We start from the raw sequence: 18,578 nt of genomic DNA on the forward strand, positions 1-18,578 counted from the left end.
GAACACGGCGATCGACAGCGTAGAAACGCTTCCATCCGCTCCGACGATTCATTCGGCCGCCTCGGTGCCGCCGTCAGGACCGGGCGGCCCGGAAGGCAGGCCCCCCTCGTCCACCGGCTTGCTTCCGCCTGCGTTCGGAGGCGGGGCAGGGCTTCCGCCGGGCGCCCGGGGAGGTGGAGAGCGACCCGTGTACGGAAGCCGGGGCCCACTGTCTACGCCGTCCGGACCGGTTACGTCCGCCAGTCCGCGCACACCGGGGCTCGGACTCTCCGACCCCTTCGGCCCCAGTATGTCCGGTAACCAGCCCTTCCCCGGTCGCGGGCCAGTCGGCCCCAGCCCGGCCAGGAGTACCAACGGAATCACCGGCGGCCGTCCCGTCTCGCCGCCTTTCGGACAGCCGACTGGTGCAATTCCACGCGGCACCATTATCGGCGGTACTCCAAGCCAGCCGCAGACACCCATGGGCCGTGGCGCTGCGTCGGGTGGTGCGGGCCCTGGCGCCACGCCGCTCCGTGGCGAAGGCCGAACGGCGAACCGCAAAAGCACCTTGAACGGACCCCGAACGCCTGCGCAGTCCGGTGGGATCGTCGGCGGGCAGCCCAAGCCGTCGCGACAGCGTGGACGGTCAGGGTTCACCTCGGGAGGGGCCGGACTCGTACGTGGAGCGACCGCAGACAGTGCACTGCCGCACAGCGGCGGAACAGCCCGCGGCGCATCCGCCGCTGATCCGAACCGTGGTGACCGCCCGACCAACGATGAGCGCCCTCGCAGCCACGCGAGTCGCCGGGCGGCGGACGGAGACGACCGACCGAGCATGCCGCACCTGCCGGGTGGGCCTGACGGACTCGCACGACGAGAAGGATGACCATGCGCACTCGCAGGACGCAGGCCAGACGGCGCGGCCAGGCCGTGTCGGCCGTCACCGGGGCCCTGTTGGCGAGCGTTGCCGTGTGGCCCGCGCACGCTGACACCATGCGCGACCGGCAGTGGCATCTCGACGCCATGCGGGCCGAGCAGATGTGGGAAACCACCACGGGCAAGGGCGTCACTGTCGCCGTGATCGACACCGGCGTCCAGGCCGACATCGCCGACCTACGCGGCCAAGTAGGGGCTGGGAAGGACTTCTCCAAGCACCCGGGCAACGAACGCACAGACTACGACGGCCACGGCACTACCTTGGCCGTCCTCATCGCCGGAACCGGAGCCAAAGGCTCCACCACGGGCACCTACGGCCTAGCCCCGGGCGCGAAGATCCTGCCGATCCGCATCCCGGACTTCATCGAGCGCAGCCGTAGTGACGGTAATCCGGACGACTACCCCACCTACATGGCCAAGGCCATCCGGTACGCAGCGGATTCGAACGCCCAAGTCATCAACATCTCGCAGGGCAGCACCGAGCACTCGCGGGAGCTGACCGAGTCCGTCGCCTACGCGCTGTCCAAGGGCAAGCTGATCTTCGCGGGAGTGGGCAACACCGGCGATGCTCTCAACGAACTGGAATATCCGGCAGCGACTCCTGGCGTGGTGGGCGTCGGGGCAATCGACAGAAACGTCAAGGCGACGAAGGAATCTCAGCACGGCCCCCAAGTCGACCTGGTCGCGCCGGGCGAGGACATGTTCGCTGCCTGTCTCGGCGGCACGGAACTGTGCAAGACGCACGGCACCAGCGACGCCACCGCCCTCGCCTCCGCCTCCGCAGCACTGATCTGGTCCAAGCACCCCGACTGGACGAACAACCAGGTACTCAGGGTCATGCTCAACACGGCAAGCAAGCCCAAGAGCAGCAAGGAGCGCACCGACTACCTTGGCTACGGTGCCGTACGCCCCCGCATCGCTCTGCAGAACCCTGGCGATCCGGGCCCCGCCGACGAGTACCCCCTCCCGGACCTCGCAGCCGCAGCGTCGCAGTCGCCGTCTCCCGACGCCTCCAGATCCAACGGCACTGATGCGTCGGCAAAGGATGATCACTCCGCCACGACGGCCTCCGCGCCGAAGGACGACGACAGCACCCTCTGGATCACTCTGGGTATCGGGACGGCGGTACTCCTCGGAGCGGCGATCACGGTTTCCGCAGCCATACGCAAGCGTCGGGCCCCTGCAGCGTCATTCCATGCGGCCTGGATCTATCCGCGCCAATTGCCTTGCACAGATACAGGGTTCACGCATCCTCCGCATTCGGCCCCGAGCGCACCAGGCAGCGTCGACTCTTCCGACCGAGGCCCTGGTTCCGCATGAGTACAGATACTCAGGCGCGATGGTTACCGGTGCAGATGGGACACGTGATGAACGGGCGCTACGGTACTTCTCGATCAGCAAAACGTTGCTGTCGCACGTTCATATCCGCTCGTCGGTGTACGACGAGGCACAGGGAGGGGGCCACGCATGGCGTGGGATGAGTGGGAGCAGCTCAAGACCGCGGCGGTCGAGCGGCACACCACGCAGATGCAGCTCAACCAACTACCCGCCGACCCCGGAGATTCCACTTCCGGTGGTAGCGGCGGCGGTGCCGGCAAGCTGAGATCCGACAAGACGGCGTGGACCAAGGCGGGGGAAGGCGTCGGCTCGTTGCGGGAAGACCTTGACAAGGCCTGGATGAAGGCGGAGTTGGGCCAGAAGGGACTCGGGAAGGAGTCGGGGTGCCTGACCTCGGCAGCCCAGCAGGATGTCTACGATTCCTGGAGGCGCTACGTCAAGGATGTCAGCAAGGTATGCGACGGGCTTGCCAACGTGCTCGAGAAATCGGGAAATGACCAGCTACGGACCGACGAGGCCATCAAGGCCGAGATCGCCAAGTTGAAGACCGAGTACTACCAGGATACGCCCGCCGGCGGCCAGCCCAAGGAGCGGTGACCCGCAAGAATGGACCACCTGACGCTCAAGGCCCTCAAACCGACCGAGTACGCGGAAGCAGCGGACGGGTACCGTGCGATCAGCGCCATGGCCGACTCGGCCAAGGACCGCATCGACAACCAGATTACCGCGGCCATGCGGAAGGCCAACGCGGGCGAGGCTGCGGACGCGGCGCTCAAGCAGTTGCGGAAGCTGTCGGAGAACTTCCACTACACCCAGGTCGAGTGCAGTCTGATCAACGGAGCTCTCGACGGCTTCTCGTCCGAAATCACTGCTCCAAAGCGGCGCCTGACTGAGGCACTGGACGATGCGGCCACGCTGGCATACTCCGTGAACGAAGACGGCACCGTCACGTATCCCGCCGGCGGTAAGAGCGAGCTCACCGGTGAGCCGATCGCTGGCGGCACGGTCCTGGGCAACACCTACGTAATCACGGGCAACAACACAAATTTCCAATCGCCGGGACTGCTACCGAGCGACGCTCGGCTCAAGAACCCGAACCCACACCACGCCAAAGCCGTGGACATCGCCGACCGCATCGCCCACGCCGTACGGGAAGCCCAGGAGATCGACGATCGGTACAGCAAGGCACTGCGCAAGCTCAAGGCGGCACCGGGGCTGAACGTCGACACCAAGACGTGGGCAAATGTGGCAGACGATGTCGACGCTGTCAGTTCGGCCGCCAGCAAATACCTTCAGGATCAGATCCCGTTGGACAAGTCGCCGGCCGACCGCAAGGAGTGGTGGGACAGCCTCAGCAACGAGGAGCGCGAGGAGTACAGGACGGCCTTTCCGGAAGTCATCGGCAACTTGGACGGCATCCCGTCAGCGGTCCGGGACGAGGTGAACCGGGAGAACATCCACCTTCTCATCGCACAGTTGGAAGGCCGGCACGACGAGGCTTCCATAGACAAGCTCGGCGGACTGAAAGGTATCCAGAACAAGCTCAACTCGGGAAGCCAGCCGCCGATGTTCCTCCTCGGAATTGGTCTCGAAGGAAACGGGAGGGCGATCGTCGCCTTCGGAAACCCTGACACCTCAAAGAACGTCTCGGCTTATGTGCCCGGCTTGGGCACTAAATTCAACGCCGATTTTGCCGACGGCACAGTGAAACGCGCCTTCGAAACAGCAACGGGCGCCCAGGATATTGACCCCTCCTCATCCGCGATCGTATGGCTAGGTTACGATGCCCCCCAATCGATCGATGTGATGACTACGGTCGACGCCGAGCGCGGCGCTCCCGCGTACAACAGTTTCATGAGTGGAATTTCGGCAACCAATGAGAACACCGATTCCCATATCACCGCCATTGGACATTCCTATGGCTCTCGACTGGTGGGGGCCGCCGCACAGGAGCCAGGAGGGATTCCGGGGGCTGACGACATCATCCTCGTCGGAAGTCCCGGCGTTGGCGTCGACAGGGCGGAAGACCTGGGCGTAGGCAAGGAGCACGTCTGGGTGGGAGCGGCCGAGAACGACATCGTCACCAAACTCCCTTCGAAAATGGAAGCTTTGGCCGGAACCATGGGGCTCCTCGGAGGAGGGCCGCCTGGCGCGTACCTCATGGCAGAAATTGCCGACCAGGGTGACGACGACATCTGGTTCGGCAAGGATCCGGCAAGCAAGGCGTTCGGCGCCAACAGATTCGAGACCTTGCCTGGACCGGAGGTGGTTCAGCCTTCCTTCCCCAACGTGCTGGACTCGAAGTTGGATATCGAAGCCCATAGCAATTACTTCTCTCCAGAAGAAGGGAAGGACAGGGTCTCTGCGCGAAACATCGCTGCCATTGTCGCAGGACAGCCGGGATACGTCACGAGGGAGACGCCGCGATGAGGAAAAGGTTTGCAGTAGCCGCAGTACTGACTCTGCTTCTTTCCGGATGCGGCGCGACAGGTACCGCGTCCTCAACCAAGGGAGGCCAATCAAAGATGAACATGCAAGAGGCGGCCGACAGGGCGGACACGATTCTGGACGAGACGTTTGCGTCCATCAAGCCCCCCGTTCAGTGGACACACAGGTACTCCATGCCGGGTGACTGCTACGTGGACCGCGAGCGTTCCGTCATGACGATCATCTCTGCTGAACGGCGTGGGGGCTTCCTCGGCGTGCTGGAACGCCACTGGAAAGGAAAGGGCTACAAGCTCCTCGCCACGAGTCCGAACGGGCTAGCGGCCAACTTCGAGACCCAGGACGGCTTCCAACTCGAAGTTCTGATCGGGACCACCGGCCAGGCCCACGTGAGCGTCACCACCCCGTGTGTGGAGAAGTCCGAGGTTGCTCCGCCGACCAGCAAGCCGAACGGTCCCGACTACTCGAAGCAGGAGTTGCCGGCGCCGAACGTGAAGTCGACGTTCTGGTCGAGCGACGCGCCCCTCTCGAACTGACGCGGCACGCGGCATATGCGGCAGATCTCAAGTTCCTCAGCCCACGACCGCGCGTGCTCCGGCTGGTGCCAGATCCGCTTACCCTCAGCCGAGTCCTGCTCCAACTTGCCGCCTGGGCGTACCAGTAGCTGATCTCCTGCTTCAGACACTGATCGACCTGAGTGCGGGTGCGGTCGATGACCGGGAGGAGGCGTTCGCGAGCCGACGCGAGCCGCACCGTCCGGCAGCAGTTCGATGAACGCGAAGGTTCAGTCAACAGCTCGCCGGTGGCCGTCCAGGATGTCCTGCTCCAGGGCGACGAGGAGTGGCGGCGCGTGATCTGAGCCACGTGCACGCCGTGGGGGTACACACTCGCAGCGTCAAGGCCACGCAGATTGGAACTGGTCGATCGTCTTCCGGAACTGGCCCGACTCAGCACTCCGGTTCGTCATCAGGTTCCTCGCGGGCAAGACGGTACGGACGGTGCTGCACCACAGCAAATGGCCATCGGGTGAGTGCGCAATACGATGCCCTGCAGGAGCTGCTGTAGTTGCCAAGTCGGGATCCAGCCCATCTCTCCTACGCAGAACGTCAAGCTATAAGCGTCACCTGAATACGACTTCGCAGCCCTCACGGGCGTGCTCCAAGCCCCCCCATCCACATCCGCTCTGGAGGACTGTCACAGTTGTTGGCACGGACCCCATTGAGTAGCTGACTCAACCGACTTGAGCCAGCTGGCCTGGGTGCTTCAGATGCTTCAGCCCGGTCAGCTGTCGTCAGGGAGAGATCAGGATCCACTCGATGGTGTGCTCCTGCCCCTAACAGTCAGCCGGGACGATAGCGGCACCCCTAATGTGATGCCATGAGCCTGATCGACGGTCCCACGCCGTCCGCAGACTGGGTCGCCCTGGACATGGAGGCGATGCTCCGCGAGTGCGATGCTCTCGTCGCCTCGAAGGACGAGCACCTGGCCCGGCTTACGGCAGGCATCGCAGCGCTCCAGGCGCAGATCGAACAGACCAGGGCTGAACGCGCTGAAGCCGCCGGCAAGCGCGAAGGCGCAGAACGCGTTCTCGAGGCACTCCGCACCGCCGTGGAAGCGGGAACCGGCCTGCGCCAGGCATCCGAGGAGTCGCAGGCAGGGCCGCACGACGCCTGCACTGCCGCGGATCACGAGGAAGACCCTCCCTCGGAGTGTCCCTCTGCGCCAAAGGACCCGACAGATGATGCGGCTCCGCAGGCTGCCACTGAGCCAGAACCAGACACGGCACCGATCCGTATCCACGGAGAGCGATCTGTCGCGGTGATGCGGATCGTCACACTCGAACCCGATCGGCGCTGGACGCCGAAGGACATCGCTGTGCGGCTGGAGGGTTTGGACCAGGCGCAGGAACAGGACTCTCACAACCGCGCCCGGGCCCTGCTCGACTCCCTGGCCAAGCGGAACGTTCTGCACAAGACGCGTGACGGTGGTGGCCAACGTTGTGCGTTCCTGCTGGCTGCCGAATGGGAGGCCGCCTAGACGGCGCCCACATGAGCGACCGCCGCCCCACACCCGGCCAAGGATTCGCGGCCAACGCCTAGGTGAGGGCGGCGGTCTCCAGCGCGGCTGAGCCGCCTTCCCTCACGTTAGCGGGTCACACCTGCCCGCATGAGGGCTGTCCGGCCAGATTCCCCCTATCGGGAGATCGGACAGGCATGCTCATTTCATACTCGTCTTCGACACGGAACGCACAGGGCGGAAGAGGGCTATTCCGCGTCGCGGTTCAGTTGGGGCGGCAGGGGCTGCTGGCGGACCCCGTTCTCGTCGTGCGGCCAGTCCACGTGACGGGGCCAGAGCATCTCGCCCAGGGTGTCCTCAAGGCTGGCCACCGTCAGCAGGTCGGGCCATGTGGAGCCGGCGAGAACGTTGGAAATGACCTGCCGGTTGACCCCCGAAGCCGCTGCAAGCGCGTTCGCGCTCAGCCCCTTGCGCTCCATGGCTTCCGCGAGCGCACGGGCAATCGCCTGGCCAACCTGCGCAGGACGGTAGCCGTCCATCACCGCGTACGGCCAGTCGCCGGCCATGGCGTACTCCCACGGCTTCTTTCCACGTCTCGTTCCTCCAGCCACGCGACCAGTGTGGCGGACGGGGCAGCGACATGCGTACCCCGACCAGGGCTGCTATTAAAACAGCAAGAGGGTTGTCGAGTCATAGCTATGTCCGCATTCAGAAAGTTCCGCAGGTGACTGCTCAGCAAAATGGAGGTGAGGTGCTGTGAGTACGGGACGTTCCCTGCTGGCGCCCGACGAGAAGTTGATGCCTACCCGCAAGATGCGCGCCGACCAGCAGGTGGCCGTGATCAGAGCGGGGTGTTTGTCGACGGTGCCCGTGGGTGCCGCCCAGTTGGCGGAGGCCACCGGTTTCTCCCCGAAGAACTGTGGACTCGTTCCGGTCTTCGCGGTCAAGACTGGCCTGTTCGTCACGGCGCACAAACAAACGATGTACCTGCCGAGCCCGAAAGGCCGCGCGGTTGCCCGGGCGTTCAAGAAGAGCGACGAAGCGGGGCTGGGAGCCCTGCGTAGCAGTTGGAGAGGGCAGTGGTTCGGGCGCGCCATGCGCGAGCGGCTGGGACATGGGCCCATGCCACGCGAGGGTCTGGTTGCCAAGCTGCTTCTGGCCGCGCGGGCTAAGGAGAACCGCATTCCGCAGGCCCATATTCTTCTGGATCTTCTGGTGGCTGTGGGCATGGTCGTCCCGGATGGGAACGGATGCCTGAACTGGTACGAAGGCCCCTGCTACGCGCACAACGCGAAGTCGGCCCCTCATGCGGGCGACACTGCTCCGGAGGAGACAGAAGCCGAACGTCAGCCCCAGGACACCCTCTTCGATGACCGAGCGGAAGGCGATCCCCAGCCCCACAGGCCACCGCCGACCGAGCAGGAGGAGGACGACTGCGAGTCCGGCTCCGAGTCGGCGAGCGGAGCAGGCAACGGGGACGGGCCGGAGGAGGCAAGAGTCCCACCTCCGCGCCGCGAGGCTGCTGGCAACTCACAGGCCGGGAGCGGCTTCGGTGACGATGACCTCCTCTCACTCCTTCTCCCGCCCGTACTGCTGGCGGATCTGACACGCCTCACCGCGGAGGAAGTACTCGCCCTGCACGGCCACTTGCGAGCCGTGGCCACACTCACCGCGAAACTCCGGAGCCGCCCTGTCGTCTAGAACCCCCGGACATAGAACGGTCCGGCAGCGCCTTCATCCCTTGCCCGGGTTGGCGCCGCCGGACCCCCACCGTCACCCATCGACCCGCGCGGCGCAGCCGTGCAGGAAGGGGCTTCGGCATGCCCTCACACAATGCGAGGAACGCTGCCAACGGTAGCGCGATCGCGCACACCCATGCTGATGATTCACCCGCCCGATACCCGCTCACCCTGGCAGGCCACCGTGGCTAGGGCGTCGATCAGGGAAGCCCTACTGGAGGTCAGCCGCGTGTGGCTGCACGAGGCTGCGGCCGGTGAGTTGAGCATCGAGACAGTCGATCTCTACATCCAGGTCAGCGAGCGATTCGAACGCTACGCGGACGCCCATTGCGTCAGTCGTATGGACGGTGTGACGTCGGGCTTGACCGAGGCGTTCATCGCCGCTCCCGGACTCAACCGGCGCAACACCATCACGCTGATCCCGGCAGGCAGTACCCGCCGACAACGACGCTCCGCGATCACCTCGCTGTTCGCACACGCCCGATCCCTGGGGCTGACCAAAGCAGCACCTCTTCTCGACTCCCCTCCGATCAAGCGCAGCCCCCGCAAGCCGGGAGCCGGCCTGACGGAGCGGGACGTCGAGAACCTGCAGTTCCACGCCGAGCGCGGCATGCCCGCAACACGGCACGCCGCCCTCCTCGCACTGCTGCTGGCTGGTTTGAACAGTGCGGAGACCGCCGCCGCCGACACCACCGATCTCGATCTGTCCGCCGCCGAGGTGAACACCCTCGGCGGAACCCACACTCACGCCCGGACCTGCCCACTCACCGAGTGGGCCGTCCACGTCCTGGGCCTGCGCGCCGCCCGCCTGGAGTGCGGCGGAAACGGCCCCCACCGGCTGGTCACCAGCACCAGATCCTCACGGAACGGCGCCCAAGCCAGTGTCGGCGCCGGGTTCAACGACATCGCCCGCAATGCCGGGCTTGCCACCCACAGCCGGAAGGTCGAACCGCGGGACATCACCCGCTACGTCGCCGGGCAGATCCTTCGCGAAACCGGACAACTATCCGAGGTCGCCCGCCGCCTGGGCCTGTCGTCTCTCGACTCCGCGGCAGCCCTTGCCGGGCTCGCGTGGCAGAACGGCGAGGGCGCGAAATGAGCGGCAATTCGAACAAGTCCACGAATGGCTGCAAGCCCGCGCCACAGAAAAGGCCCCGGAAGGCCAAAGGGAAACCCTCGGGCATGACTCCCGGGTACGTTTACGGCGCCATCCCCGACGACGTCTTCGGAGCAAAGACCGACCGACCGCCGCCACGAGGCCCCGAAGCACCCGCGCTCACCTGGAACAAGCGGTTCGAGTACCTGCTGAACAACCCCGACCTCTACACCGCAGCCGCCTTACTACCCGGCCCGAGCGAGGTCGGCAGACCCGCCCACTACCCGCCAGTCGTGTACCTGATCTTCCTCTGCTCGATCTCACTGTTCCGATCCGCTAGATCCACCGCCAGCCACCTGCAGGACCCCGTGTGGTGGGACCAGGTACGGCTCGCCATCCGCACCCATATGGGGGAGGAAGCCGCCGACAATCTCAAACCCATCGGCCCTTCCCGCGCCAACTGGAACTACTACTTCCATCAGCGCCTCAAGCCCGTCTGGGAACATGTACGAGACGTCAGCCGCGATCTGTGGATCCAGCAGGCCCTCGACCACGGAATGATGCAAGAGCCAGCCACGCGGGTGAGCCGCATCCACCCCGAGCGTCACCACGTAGTGCACGGCGATGCCACCGTCGCGGAGCCTCCCTCCTCCCACACCGAGCACGAAACCGTGGACGAGAAGACCGGAGAGATCCGCAGTCACCGTGTCGACCCGGACGCGGGACTCACCACCGAAGGCGGCGACAAGGTGGTCTACGGCAACAAACTGCTCTCCATCGCCGTCCGCCTCGCGAACACGCCGCATAGCCGCGTGATCCTGGCTCTGGAGTCCATCCGTCACAAGTCAGAGGAAGAAGACCCGGAACGCGGGGCCGAGGGCCACGCCTTCGTCAAGATGATCAAGCACCTGCTCAAGCACGCTCCCGGTCTGCGGGCCGTCACCTACGACAAGGCCCTCCGAGGTGTCCACCGAGCCCCGCTTATCGCCGAAGGCCTCCTCGTCTTCACCCCCCAGTACGCGAGACTCCCACCCCAATCCCTGGAGCGCTACCAGGACGGGCCCTGCACCCACGACCTCTACGTCGCCGAGGCCCGGGTTTGCGAACGCCGCATCACCGTCGACGGACAGACCCACTACACCCCGCTCCCCGTCGAGGAACTCGAATACCGAAAGGGCGAGCGGACCCGCTTCTACCACCGCATCACCATCCCCTGCAGCACTAAACAGCACAAAGTGCGCATTCGGGTCGACGAGACCGAAGACGACCGCCAGGTTGACCCCACCACACGAAAGAAGCGCTTCAACCGCACCGAACACCTCCGGCAGGTTCCACCCGACACACCCGCCGGCCGCCGTCTCAAGGGATTCCGCCAGGACAGCGAATCGGCGCACTCCCGATTCGACCAGAGCTATCCCCTCGAAAGGGTCCCCGCGTACGGAGCCAAAGCAGCTCTCCTCATCTACATCGGCTACGCCTGGCTAAACAACTCCATCACCCGCGCCAGAAACGGCCTGACCCTCGGCGCCTGAAACCGCGGATCCCCGGCCCCAACCCCCTGCACCTCATCCACTGGCAGCACCCCAGCTCGCACACCACAGGCGCGCGGTCATGAACCCGAGGTGTCGACCTCACCCCACCCGCTACACTGTCGGCGGTGGCCCAGCCTTCACGGGCCAGGCCACCGCAACCCTGTCGGCAAACCGACCTGAAGCCCTTCGCCCACTCGGGCCGGGTTTTGGACACGTTTTCCTACAGATCCCCGCCTTCGTAGCTCAGGGGATAGAGCACCGCTCTCCTAAAGCGGGTGTCGCAGGTTCGAATCCTGCCGGGGGCACCAGGCGAAAGGCCCCGGACCGATCACGGTCCGGGGCCTTTACCTTCACCCACCGCGCGTTCGACGAGCGCCCTGCCTCGGCATCCTTGACAAGTCCGCGCCGCCGGCGAGTAACTCCGACGCGGGTCCGGCAAGTGGCCCGACGCGGACGGACTGCGGTCAGCCTTTGAACAGGTTCGAAACCGGATGTCGTGTGATGGTCCCTCCTGGTACCGCCACCCCCGCGCACGGGGACGAGCGGCAGTTCCGTGGGCGCCCCCCCTGCGTCGCCTACCTTGGGGAGGAGCTCTTTCGTGATTCGTCCGCCGAACAGACGGGCACGCGCCGGCAGCGCGCGCTCGGCCGTATCGCTCTCACCGTCACGCTTGTCGTGACCGCCGGAATCAACACCGCTGCGGGGACGGCTGTCGCCGGTACCCGCGGCGCGTACGCCGATCCCTTGACGGCCCGCTCCTGGTGGCCGGCGCGGAGGAGGACACCACCTACGGCGCACTCGCCTGGGGCACTACCTCTTCACCCCCGCCGCGGACTGCGCCGTCACCCGCAAGCGCGTGGGGACAACACGCTGTGGAGCGCTCTCGGTCAGTGGGACGACACCGGCTCGGGCGTGCCGACCGGGGTGGCGGCGAAGAACTTGTCGACCGGTGCCGTCGGTGAGTCCTTCGACGCGGGTTGCGTCCCCAACCTCACAGGGCAATACAGCTGGGGCACCGAGGCGTAGGGCACGCTGGACGTAGGTCCAGCGTGCCCTACGCCTTCTCGTCAGTCTGCGGCGCCGCTCGGGCATCCCGGGCATCATCGGCAGCACAGGCTGGGATCGGTCCGGTGCCTGGACCGGGTCCTTCTCGTCGACACACAGGACGACTGGTCGGGCAGCACCTCAGCGGTCATCAGCGTGCTGATCTCGCCGAGCGCGTTGCGATCGGATGGCCCGTCATTTCTCATCCGCTGGGCTGCTAGATCAGCGCTTCCGTCACGATGCCCAGCAGTGCGAACGCGACGAAGGCCGTGCCCCAGGCCAGTGCGTGGCGTATGCAGCGGTATTTGGTCCAGGCGATCTGGGACAGGATCGCCAGTTGGCTCAGGTCCCGGGACACGAGGTCGGTGCGGCGGACTGTCCGCTCCAGGTGAACGACCGACATCGCGAGCCTCGCGTCGCCGAAGTAGTGAGTGCGGGAGCGGCGGGGGCTTCCGAGCCGTGGAGTCACGGCCAGGCCCAGCAGAACGAGTGCCGGTACGCAAGCGGCGCAGCCCGCCCAGAGGAGGAGCTGCGGGACGACGGCGTACTGTCGTAGGTCGATGACGCCGCTGCCGATCGCGCCGAGCAGGGCGGTCAGGGCCGCGCCCAGGGACGCCAGCATGAGGCCTGCCTTGTTGTCGGCCTTCGCGAGCTCCTCACGGGCCTCGGACAGCAGGACCCGGGCGAGTTCCGCGCCGCGGTCCGCTGCGGTGGCGATGTCCGGGTCCATGTCGGCGTCGTCTCCGGGCGTGGTCATGTTTCCCCTCCGTTCCGTCGGTGTCGGGCGGCCGCCCCGGCGTGCGGGGCGGCCGTGGTGCTGTGTTCCTGGTGCAGGCGGGTGCGTCAGACCGTCGTCGAGCGGCGGATCTCGTCCTCCAGCGCGTTCACCGCCTGCCGGACGCGGATGTTCATCGATGCCCTGTGCTCCCGGAACGCCGCCTCCGACTCGGCGCGGTGACGCCGCACCTCCTGTTCGATGGTGTCCTGGGCGATCTCGAGGTTCGCCACGGCCCGACGCTCGGCGAGCCGGACCTCCTCGTCGTGAATCTTGACCGCGCTGTTGCTCGCGCTGGTGAGCATCCGGTCGTACGCGGACTCGCCGCTCAGGTACTTCACCAGAACGGGGAGTACATCGAGGAGAACGAACAGCAGCCGGACCAGCCAGATGCCCACGAACAGCACGGGGTTCCCGGCCGCGAGTTGATCAAGCGCCCGCATCCGTTCCAGGACACCGATCTCTTTCTGCTTGGCGCGCTCCTGGCCCAGCCGCCGCTCGATGCCGTCGGCGCGGGCCTTGAGGAAGGCGCCGCGTGACACGGTCTGCTCGGCCTCGATCCCCGAGATGCGGCTGTTCATGCGGGCCAGTCGCTTCTCGTTCTCATGGGTGCGGTGGGTCGTCCGATAGTCCTGTGCCTTGTCGCGCAGACGCAGGCACTCGGACGTCCGCTGATACAAGCCGGTGGCCGCTGTGCGGATCAGCCGCTGGCACTCGCCCCGTACATCGGAGTCGATGCCCTCCAGCCTGGTGGTATCCCGGTCCACCCGCTGCTGCAGGGCGGCGGCGTCCGAGCGCAGGGCGGTCAGTTCCTCGACCCGTTCGCCGGGCGTCTTGCCGAAGGAGAGGACGTACGTCTCGTCGCAGCCCTCCGGCGTGACGGTCTGCGTCGTGGACGGTACGGGGTTGCAGCGGACCAGGTTCGTACGCAACTGGTCGATCGTGTCCGTACGTTCGTCGGCGACGTGTTGTTCGACGGCCGTCTGGAAGATGCGCAGAACCAGGGGCTCGGCGATCACCGCGCCGAGCATCAGCGCGATCAGCACGCGCGTGAGGAGGGGTCCGACCCGTCGCCGCGCGTTGGGCTGTGGAGTGACCAGCCACCGGTCGAGGTTGAGCACGAACAGCATCCAGATGACCGTCGGGACGAGGGCCACTATGGAGACCCTGCCGAGCGCCTCGGTCGCGAAGTTCCACATGGAGAACGCCGCGATGACGGAGGTGCCGAGCACCACCCCGCCGAGGGCTGTGTACTTGCTCCGCTCGTACCTGACCCTGGCCAGCAGTTCCTCGTTGACGCCGGTAAGGGCACGCAGCCGTCGCGCAGCGCCGAAGTCGACGGAGCGGCGCGTGGCGACGGCCCTGTGACCGGTGGCGCGGGCGGCGGGCACATCCTTGGTAGTGCGGGCGGTGGTCCGGCCGCTTGCAGTACGCGCAGCAGCAGCATCGCCAGTGCCCCGGCCACCCGCCGCCGTGCCTGGGGCCGTCACATGGTCCGTCAGGAAGTCAGTCAACGAGATCGTCCTCGTCCTTGACGAAACCACCCTGCGGGTCGCGCGAGTTCGCCCGGCCCGTTTCCGTGCCGCCGGGGCGCGCCGTCCCCGACTCGACCATGCGGGTCGTACCGGCGGCGGTCTCGACGCCTGGCGCGGCCTGGCCGCCCGTCTCCCGCAGGACCTGTTCCAAGACCTGGTGATAGTCGACGTACTCGTTGCCGCCCATCTGCCGCAGCAGCGTCAGCAGCATGTCACGGCGCACCTGCGCCTCCGCCGTCTCCCGCGCCTGCGTGTGGGCTCGGTCCGACGTCTCGGCCTCGTGACGGCGGGCCGACTCCTTCTCGGTGATCCGATGGATACGGGCCGCCGCCTCGGTGACGTCGATCTCCTTCCGTGTGATGCCGAAGGCGTCCACGTGGTCGGATCCCTGGGAGAGCAGTTCCGCGATCCGGAGTGCGTCCTGGGTCTCGAAGTCGCGCTGCCCCCGCTGCAGTTCCCACGAGCGCCGCTCGTCGCGCAGCTTCTGCTCCCAGTCCCGCAGGTCGTCCGACGCGTGCACTTCGGCGCTGACGAACTCCACGCTCATACCCGCGACCCGCGGCGGCACGATCGCGCTGTAGGCGGTCATTCGGTGACTGACTTCGGTCCGTACCGCGTTGACCTCCTCCACGCGGTGCCCGGCGCTCACCCTCGGCAGGTCCCCGTCGCCCACCAGGTAGGCGCGCAGCGGGACGGTGACGTCGATGATGCCCTGCCGGGCGATGACGGTCGGGTCGGTCACCTGGCAGGTGAAGGACGCCCGCACCGTGAAGTTGTCCGCTTCGCTCACAGACGGGAGCGTGCGCTCCACCTCGACCAGGCGCGCCCGGGTGTCGACCATGCTGACCGAGGAGGCGTCGAGCACGTCGGGGTGGGACGGGTCGAACACCACGCCCTCGGGGAACGGGCGGTAGTTCCCGCCGACCCTGAAGACGTAGACCGCACCGGGTGGCAGCTGCGGCACGTCGTCGCGACGGCGACGCCGAGACCACCAGGTGCCCTGGACCGTGGCCAGGATGTGCTCGGCGATGACGGGGTAGTTCACTTGCTTCGGCCTCCTTGAGCGGAAGTGAAGGGAGGGGTGGATATGAGGGACGCGGTGGAGCGCCGGGAGTCCGCCGGCGCTCGGCCGCGCAGCGATCCGAGGAGCACCTGCGCCAGTTGGAGGGCGCCGGGAGACGCGTAGTCGGGGTGCTTCAGGGCGATGGACAGGTGGTGGCGCAGCGCGGCCCACCGGCGCTCGCTCATGGCTTTCCGTATCGCCTCGCCGAGTTCGCGTACGGCGTCGGTGACGGACGGTTCGTCCCGCAGTTGCACCAGCGTCCGGCACAGCGCGCTGACCGCCCGGCCCCGGTTGCCGCTGTGCAGGACATCCGCCCACAGGGACCCGAGATGGCGGGCGCTGTCCGGGACGGAGCGCAGGAGTGCCGCGGTGACGGGTTCAGGAGCCTCCAGCCGGATGGCTTCCAGGAGCTGAACGGCGGCCCGCAGCGCGATCGACCGCTCCCGGGACCCCGGCGCAGCCTTGGCGATCACCGTCCGTACGTACCGGAGGATGAACAGCGCGCGCTCGGGGTCCTGATCGGCGGTCTGCAGCAGCAGGACCAATGAGCGGTGCGCCGAGGACGCGATCCGCTCCCCGCGCTGCGTCAGGAACCAAAGCCAGTTGAGGGCCTCCAGGCGGTAGAGGGCGCCCAGGCGGCCCGTCAACGCCATGGCCGCCGTCACGGCCCGGCCCGGACCGCTGTTGAACGTCCAGCTCAGGGCGATGTTCAGGGCCTGCGGCGCGAGATGCTCGACGTCGCACATGAACTGGAGCGTCAGCGCGGCGGTCACTCGCTGATTGGTAAGCCCTTCGGACCACACCTTCAACATGTTCTCGTCGACCTCGACGAGCGCGTGCCGGGCCAGGAGCGCGACTCCGCGGGCCACCTCCGTACGGGTACCCAGGTCGCCCAGCAGGGCCAGCTCACCCAGCCACCGGCGCAGCGGGTACCAGAGCTCGTAGCCGTACAAGTCGTGCAGTTCCGCGATGACGAACTCGCGGACACGGGGTTCGGTGAAGACCAGATGACGCTCGCTGCGCCCGGCGTTCCGGCTCGGCCCGGACCGGTGCTCGACGGTCACGAGCCCCACCGCCCGCTCCTTCCACCGGGCCCGGGACTGGTGGGCCACCGCACCGTGCAACGCCGCCCTGGCCTCGTGGTCCGGCTCCGCGGCCGGCGTCTCACCGCTGAGTTCCCAGTTGCGCACGTGGGCGGCGAGTGCGGCGCACTCCTTCTCGAACGTCCGCTCCGGAATACCCTCCAGAAAGGCCAGGGCCGCGAGCGGGATCAGGTCGTCCGCGGACGGCTGCTTGCGGAACAGCTCCCGGACCAGCTCCCGGCACCGGTCCCGCAGGGTGTCCAGCGCCCTTTCCGCGCCCTCCCGGGACAGGACCACGGCTGCGGCGACAACGTCCGCAGGGCGGCGCTGTTCGCCGACCCGTTCCCGCAGCTCGTGCTCGGTGTCCAGCGACAGGGCGGTGTGCGGCAGCAGCTCCCTGCAGCGCTCGAACAGCTCCACGGGGTCAGGGGCCCGCCACGCCACACAGTGGTCCCGCAGCGCCAGTCGCCGATGGGTCGCGCCGCCCGCCGTGATCACCAGGTACGACCCCTTGCGGCGCAGTTCCTCGCTCAGCCGCCCGATCGAGTACGCCTGCACGGCCTCGATATTCAGCTCGCCGACGTAGTCGAGGATGACGTACCCCCGACCCGGCTTGAGGTCCCTCGACGCGGCCAGCTCGGCGAGGGAGTTGGCGGGCGACAGGCTGCGCAGCCCGGCCTCCTCGCCCAGGATCTCCCTGAGCAGGGCGAGGGAGCCTGCGCCCCGGCCGCAGTTGTCCTGACCGGTCAGCACGACGAAAGCGTCTTCGCGGAGTTTGCCGAGCGCCTCGTCGAAGCAGAGCCGCGGCGGGATGTAGAACCGCAGGGCGCGGTCCACCTCCTGGGGCTCGATGGTGCCGGGGGCGAGACCGGGGGACGAGACGGAGTCGAAGCCGAACGCCGCTCCAGAGGCGTCGACGACGCCGTAGAAGTTGTTGTTGACGAGCTGGTGGACGCGGCGCAGATCGTCGTAGCCCCGGTCGTCCTCCTCTCGTTCGTCCGCCTCCGGACACCGCTCGGGAGCCGCACCCGGTCCAGCATCCGGGCCGAGGTCGTCCTCCCCGGATTCCGGCGCGCCACCGACGTTGTCCGGCGCGGGCGGCGCGACGCCCTCGTCGAGAGCGGGTACGGGCGGTACGGCGGACCCTTCGCCCGGGTCCGGTTCGTCAGCCACCGGCACTCCTGAAGCCGAAGACGGCGCCTCGGGCGTCCACAGAACCGGCGACATTGGTGACGTTGATCTCGTCTGCCCGGTACTCGTTGCTGATCCCCGCCCCGCCGGCTCCGCCCGCGGCGGCCGGACCGGGCCGGGCCGCGGCGGGCTCCCCCGACGCCGGGCTCTCGGCACCCCCCGGCTCCGCGGTCCTGGGCTCGTGTGAGGCGGCCGGTGCGCCGGGCTCGGGCACGCGCAGCCAGGCCGTGGCCTCGTACTCCTTCACCTGGACGGTGACGCGGGTGAAGTCCCTGGGAGCCAGGGTCGTGTGACGCCCCGCCACCGTGGAACGGAAGACCTCGTCGGACAACAGCAGCGCCAGGTCGGCCCCGGGGTGTGCGGCCAGCGCGTCGTAGAGCGGACGCGCGTTCAGCAGGCGCGCCGTGGCCACTACGGCCGTACCGGCGAAGCCGTTGTCGGCCAGCTCCACCAGTCCCTGGTGGATGACGGCCCGCAGCCGCATACGGGCCTCGGGAACTCGCTGGGCGTTGTACTCGCGCAGCTCGGCGACGAGTTGGCGGATGTAGTCGTCGACCAGACGCGGTTCCTTGCCGTCGAGGGGCCGTACCGCCAGCTGCTCGTCGCCCTTGTACTGGATCTGCCACTCCGCGCGGTCCAGGCCGGCACGCCTGGCGGCACCGTCGAGAAGCCGCGGCAGATCGTGCTGGATTTCGGACTGTCTACGGTCGTTGTTGCTTCCGTAGCCCTGTGCGTCCACGGCGATGCAGGTACAGGGATAGAAATCAGGCCACGCAGCCACCCGATCATTTCCTCTCTGGGCAGGTG

The 18,578-nt window shown here is 67.2% G+C and carries 15 protein-coding genes and 1 tRNA gene; 10 read left to right on the plus strand and 6 right to left on the minus strand.

The features are described from left to right. Positions 1-861 precede the first annotated feature (861 nt). From mycP to ACFVT1_RS16945, 6 genes are all read left to right on the plus strand, one after another. The gene (gene mycP, locus ACFVT1_RS16920) at positions 862-2,235 is read left to right on the plus strand and encodes a type VII secretion-associated serine protease mycosin (RefSeq protein ID WP_389795865.1); all 1,374 of its coding nucleotides are present in this window, start codon (positions 862-864) and stop codon (positions 2,233-2,235) included. 147 nt (positions 2,236-2,382) lie between these two features. After that, positions 2,383-2,850 (plus strand): hypothetical protein, encoded by a 468-nt coding sequence (locus ACFVT1_RS16925; protein WP_389795867.1) that lies wholly within the window; start codon positions 2,383-2,385, stop codon positions 2,848-2,850. 9 nt (positions 2,851-2,859) lie between these two features. After that, a complete protein-coding gene (locus ACFVT1_RS16930; protein ID WP_389795868.1) occupies positions 2,860-4,683 on the plus strand; it encodes an alpha/beta hydrolase in 1,824 nt (607 codons plus the stop codon). 95 nt (positions 4,684-4,778) lie between these two features. Beyond that, positions 4,779-5,234 carry a hypothetical protein gene (locus ACFVT1_RS16935; protein WP_389795870.1) on the plus strand — a complete coding sequence of 152 codons (456 nt, stop codon included), beginning with the start codon at positions 4,779-4,781 and terminating at the stop codon, positions 5,232-5,234. A 176-nt stretch (positions 5,235-5,410) separates the two neighbouring features. Continuing rightward, positions 5,411-5,557 (plus strand): hypothetical protein, encoded by a 147-nt coding sequence (locus ACFVT1_RS16940; RefSeq protein WP_389795872.1) that lies wholly within the window; start codon positions 5,411-5,413, stop codon positions 5,555-5,557. A gap of 518 nt (positions 5,558-6,075) precedes the next feature. Continuing rightward, positions 6,076-6,735, plus strand: coding sequence for a hypothetical protein (locus ACFVT1_RS16945; RefSeq protein ID WP_389795873.1), 660 nt, complete (start codon positions 6,076-6,078; stop codon positions 6,733-6,735). Between the two features lie 227 nt (positions 6,736-6,962). Here ACFVT1_RS16945 and ACFVT1_RS16950 read toward each other — a convergent pair whose 3' ends face one another. After that, a complete protein-coding gene (locus ACFVT1_RS16950; RefSeq protein ID WP_389795874.1) occupies positions 6,963-7,325 on the minus strand; it encodes a helix-turn-helix domain-containing protein in 363 nt (120 codons plus the stop codon). Between the two features lie 202 nt (positions 7,326-7,527). On the opposite strand from ACFVT1_RS16950, the gene ACFVT1_RS16955 reads away from it, so the two are divergent. The 4 genes from ACFVT1_RS16955 (at position 7,528) to ACFVT1_RS16970 (ending at position 11,389) form a co-directional block, all read left to right on the plus strand. Continuing rightward, entirely contained in the window at positions 7,528-8,415 is an 888-nt protein-coding gene (locus ACFVT1_RS16955; RefSeq protein WP_389795876.1) for a hypothetical protein, read from the plus strand. A gap of 222 nt (positions 8,416-8,637) precedes the next feature. Next, a complete protein-coding gene (locus ACFVT1_RS16960; protein ID WP_389795877.1) occupies positions 8,638-9,552 on the plus strand; it encodes a hypothetical protein in 915 nt (304 codons plus the stop codon). A gap of 83 nt (positions 9,553-9,635) precedes the next feature. Continuing rightward, complete coding sequence (locus ACFVT1_RS16965) at positions 9,636-11,081, plus strand: hypothetical protein (protein ID WP_389795879.1); 1,446 nt, start codon at positions 9,636-9,638, stop codon at positions 11,079-11,081. 232 nt (positions 11,082-11,313) lie between these two features. Continuing rightward, positions 11,314-11,389: transfer RNA gene (locus ACFVT1_RS16970), tRNA-Arg, on the plus strand. A 953-nt stretch (positions 11,390-12,342) separates the two neighbouring features. Here the strand turns inward: ACFVT1_RS16970 and ACFVT1_RS16975 are convergent. From ACFVT1_RS16975 to ACFVT1_RS16995, 5 genes are all read right to left on the minus strand, one after another. Continuing rightward, positions 12,343-12,882, minus strand: coding sequence for a Pycsar system effector family protein (locus ACFVT1_RS16975; protein ID WP_389795881.1), 540 nt, complete (start codon positions 12,880-12,882; stop codon positions 12,343-12,345). A gap of 86 nt (positions 12,883-12,968) precedes the next feature. Continuing rightward, entirely contained in the window at positions 12,969-14,414 is a 1,446-nt protein-coding gene (locus ACFVT1_RS16980; protein ID WP_389795883.1) for a DUF4407 domain-containing protein, read from the minus strand. Next, positions 14,407-15,480 (minus strand): hypothetical protein, encoded by a 1,074-nt coding sequence (locus tag ACFVT1_RS16985; protein WP_389795885.1) that lies wholly within the window; start codon positions 15,478-15,480, stop codon positions 14,407-14,409. Before ACFVT1_RS16985 ends, ACFVT1_RS16980 begins: the two co-directional genes overlap by 8 nt. After that, positions 15,477-17,753 carry a hypothetical protein gene (locus ACFVT1_RS16990; RefSeq protein ID WP_389795887.1) on the minus strand — a complete coding sequence of 759 codons (2,277 nt, stop codon included), beginning with the start codon at positions 17,751-17,753 and terminating at the stop codon, positions 15,477-15,479. The genes ACFVT1_RS16985 and ACFVT1_RS16990 overlap by 4 nt, the downstream gene beginning before the upstream one ends. Beyond that, on the minus strand, positions 17,746-18,510 hold the full coding sequence (locus ACFVT1_RS16995; RefSeq protein ID WP_389795888.1) for a hypothetical protein: 765 nt from the start codon (positions 18,508-18,510) through the stop codon (positions 17,746-17,748). The genes ACFVT1_RS16990 and ACFVT1_RS16995 overlap by 8 nt, the downstream gene beginning before the upstream one ends. Positions 18,511-18,578: the final 68 nt, after the last annotated feature.

Origin of the sequence: Streptomyces sp. NPDC057963 (assembly GCF_042887155.1) — a bacterium.
Lineage (GTDB): Bacteria > Actinomycetota > Actinomycetes > Streptomycetales > Streptomycetaceae > Streptomyces.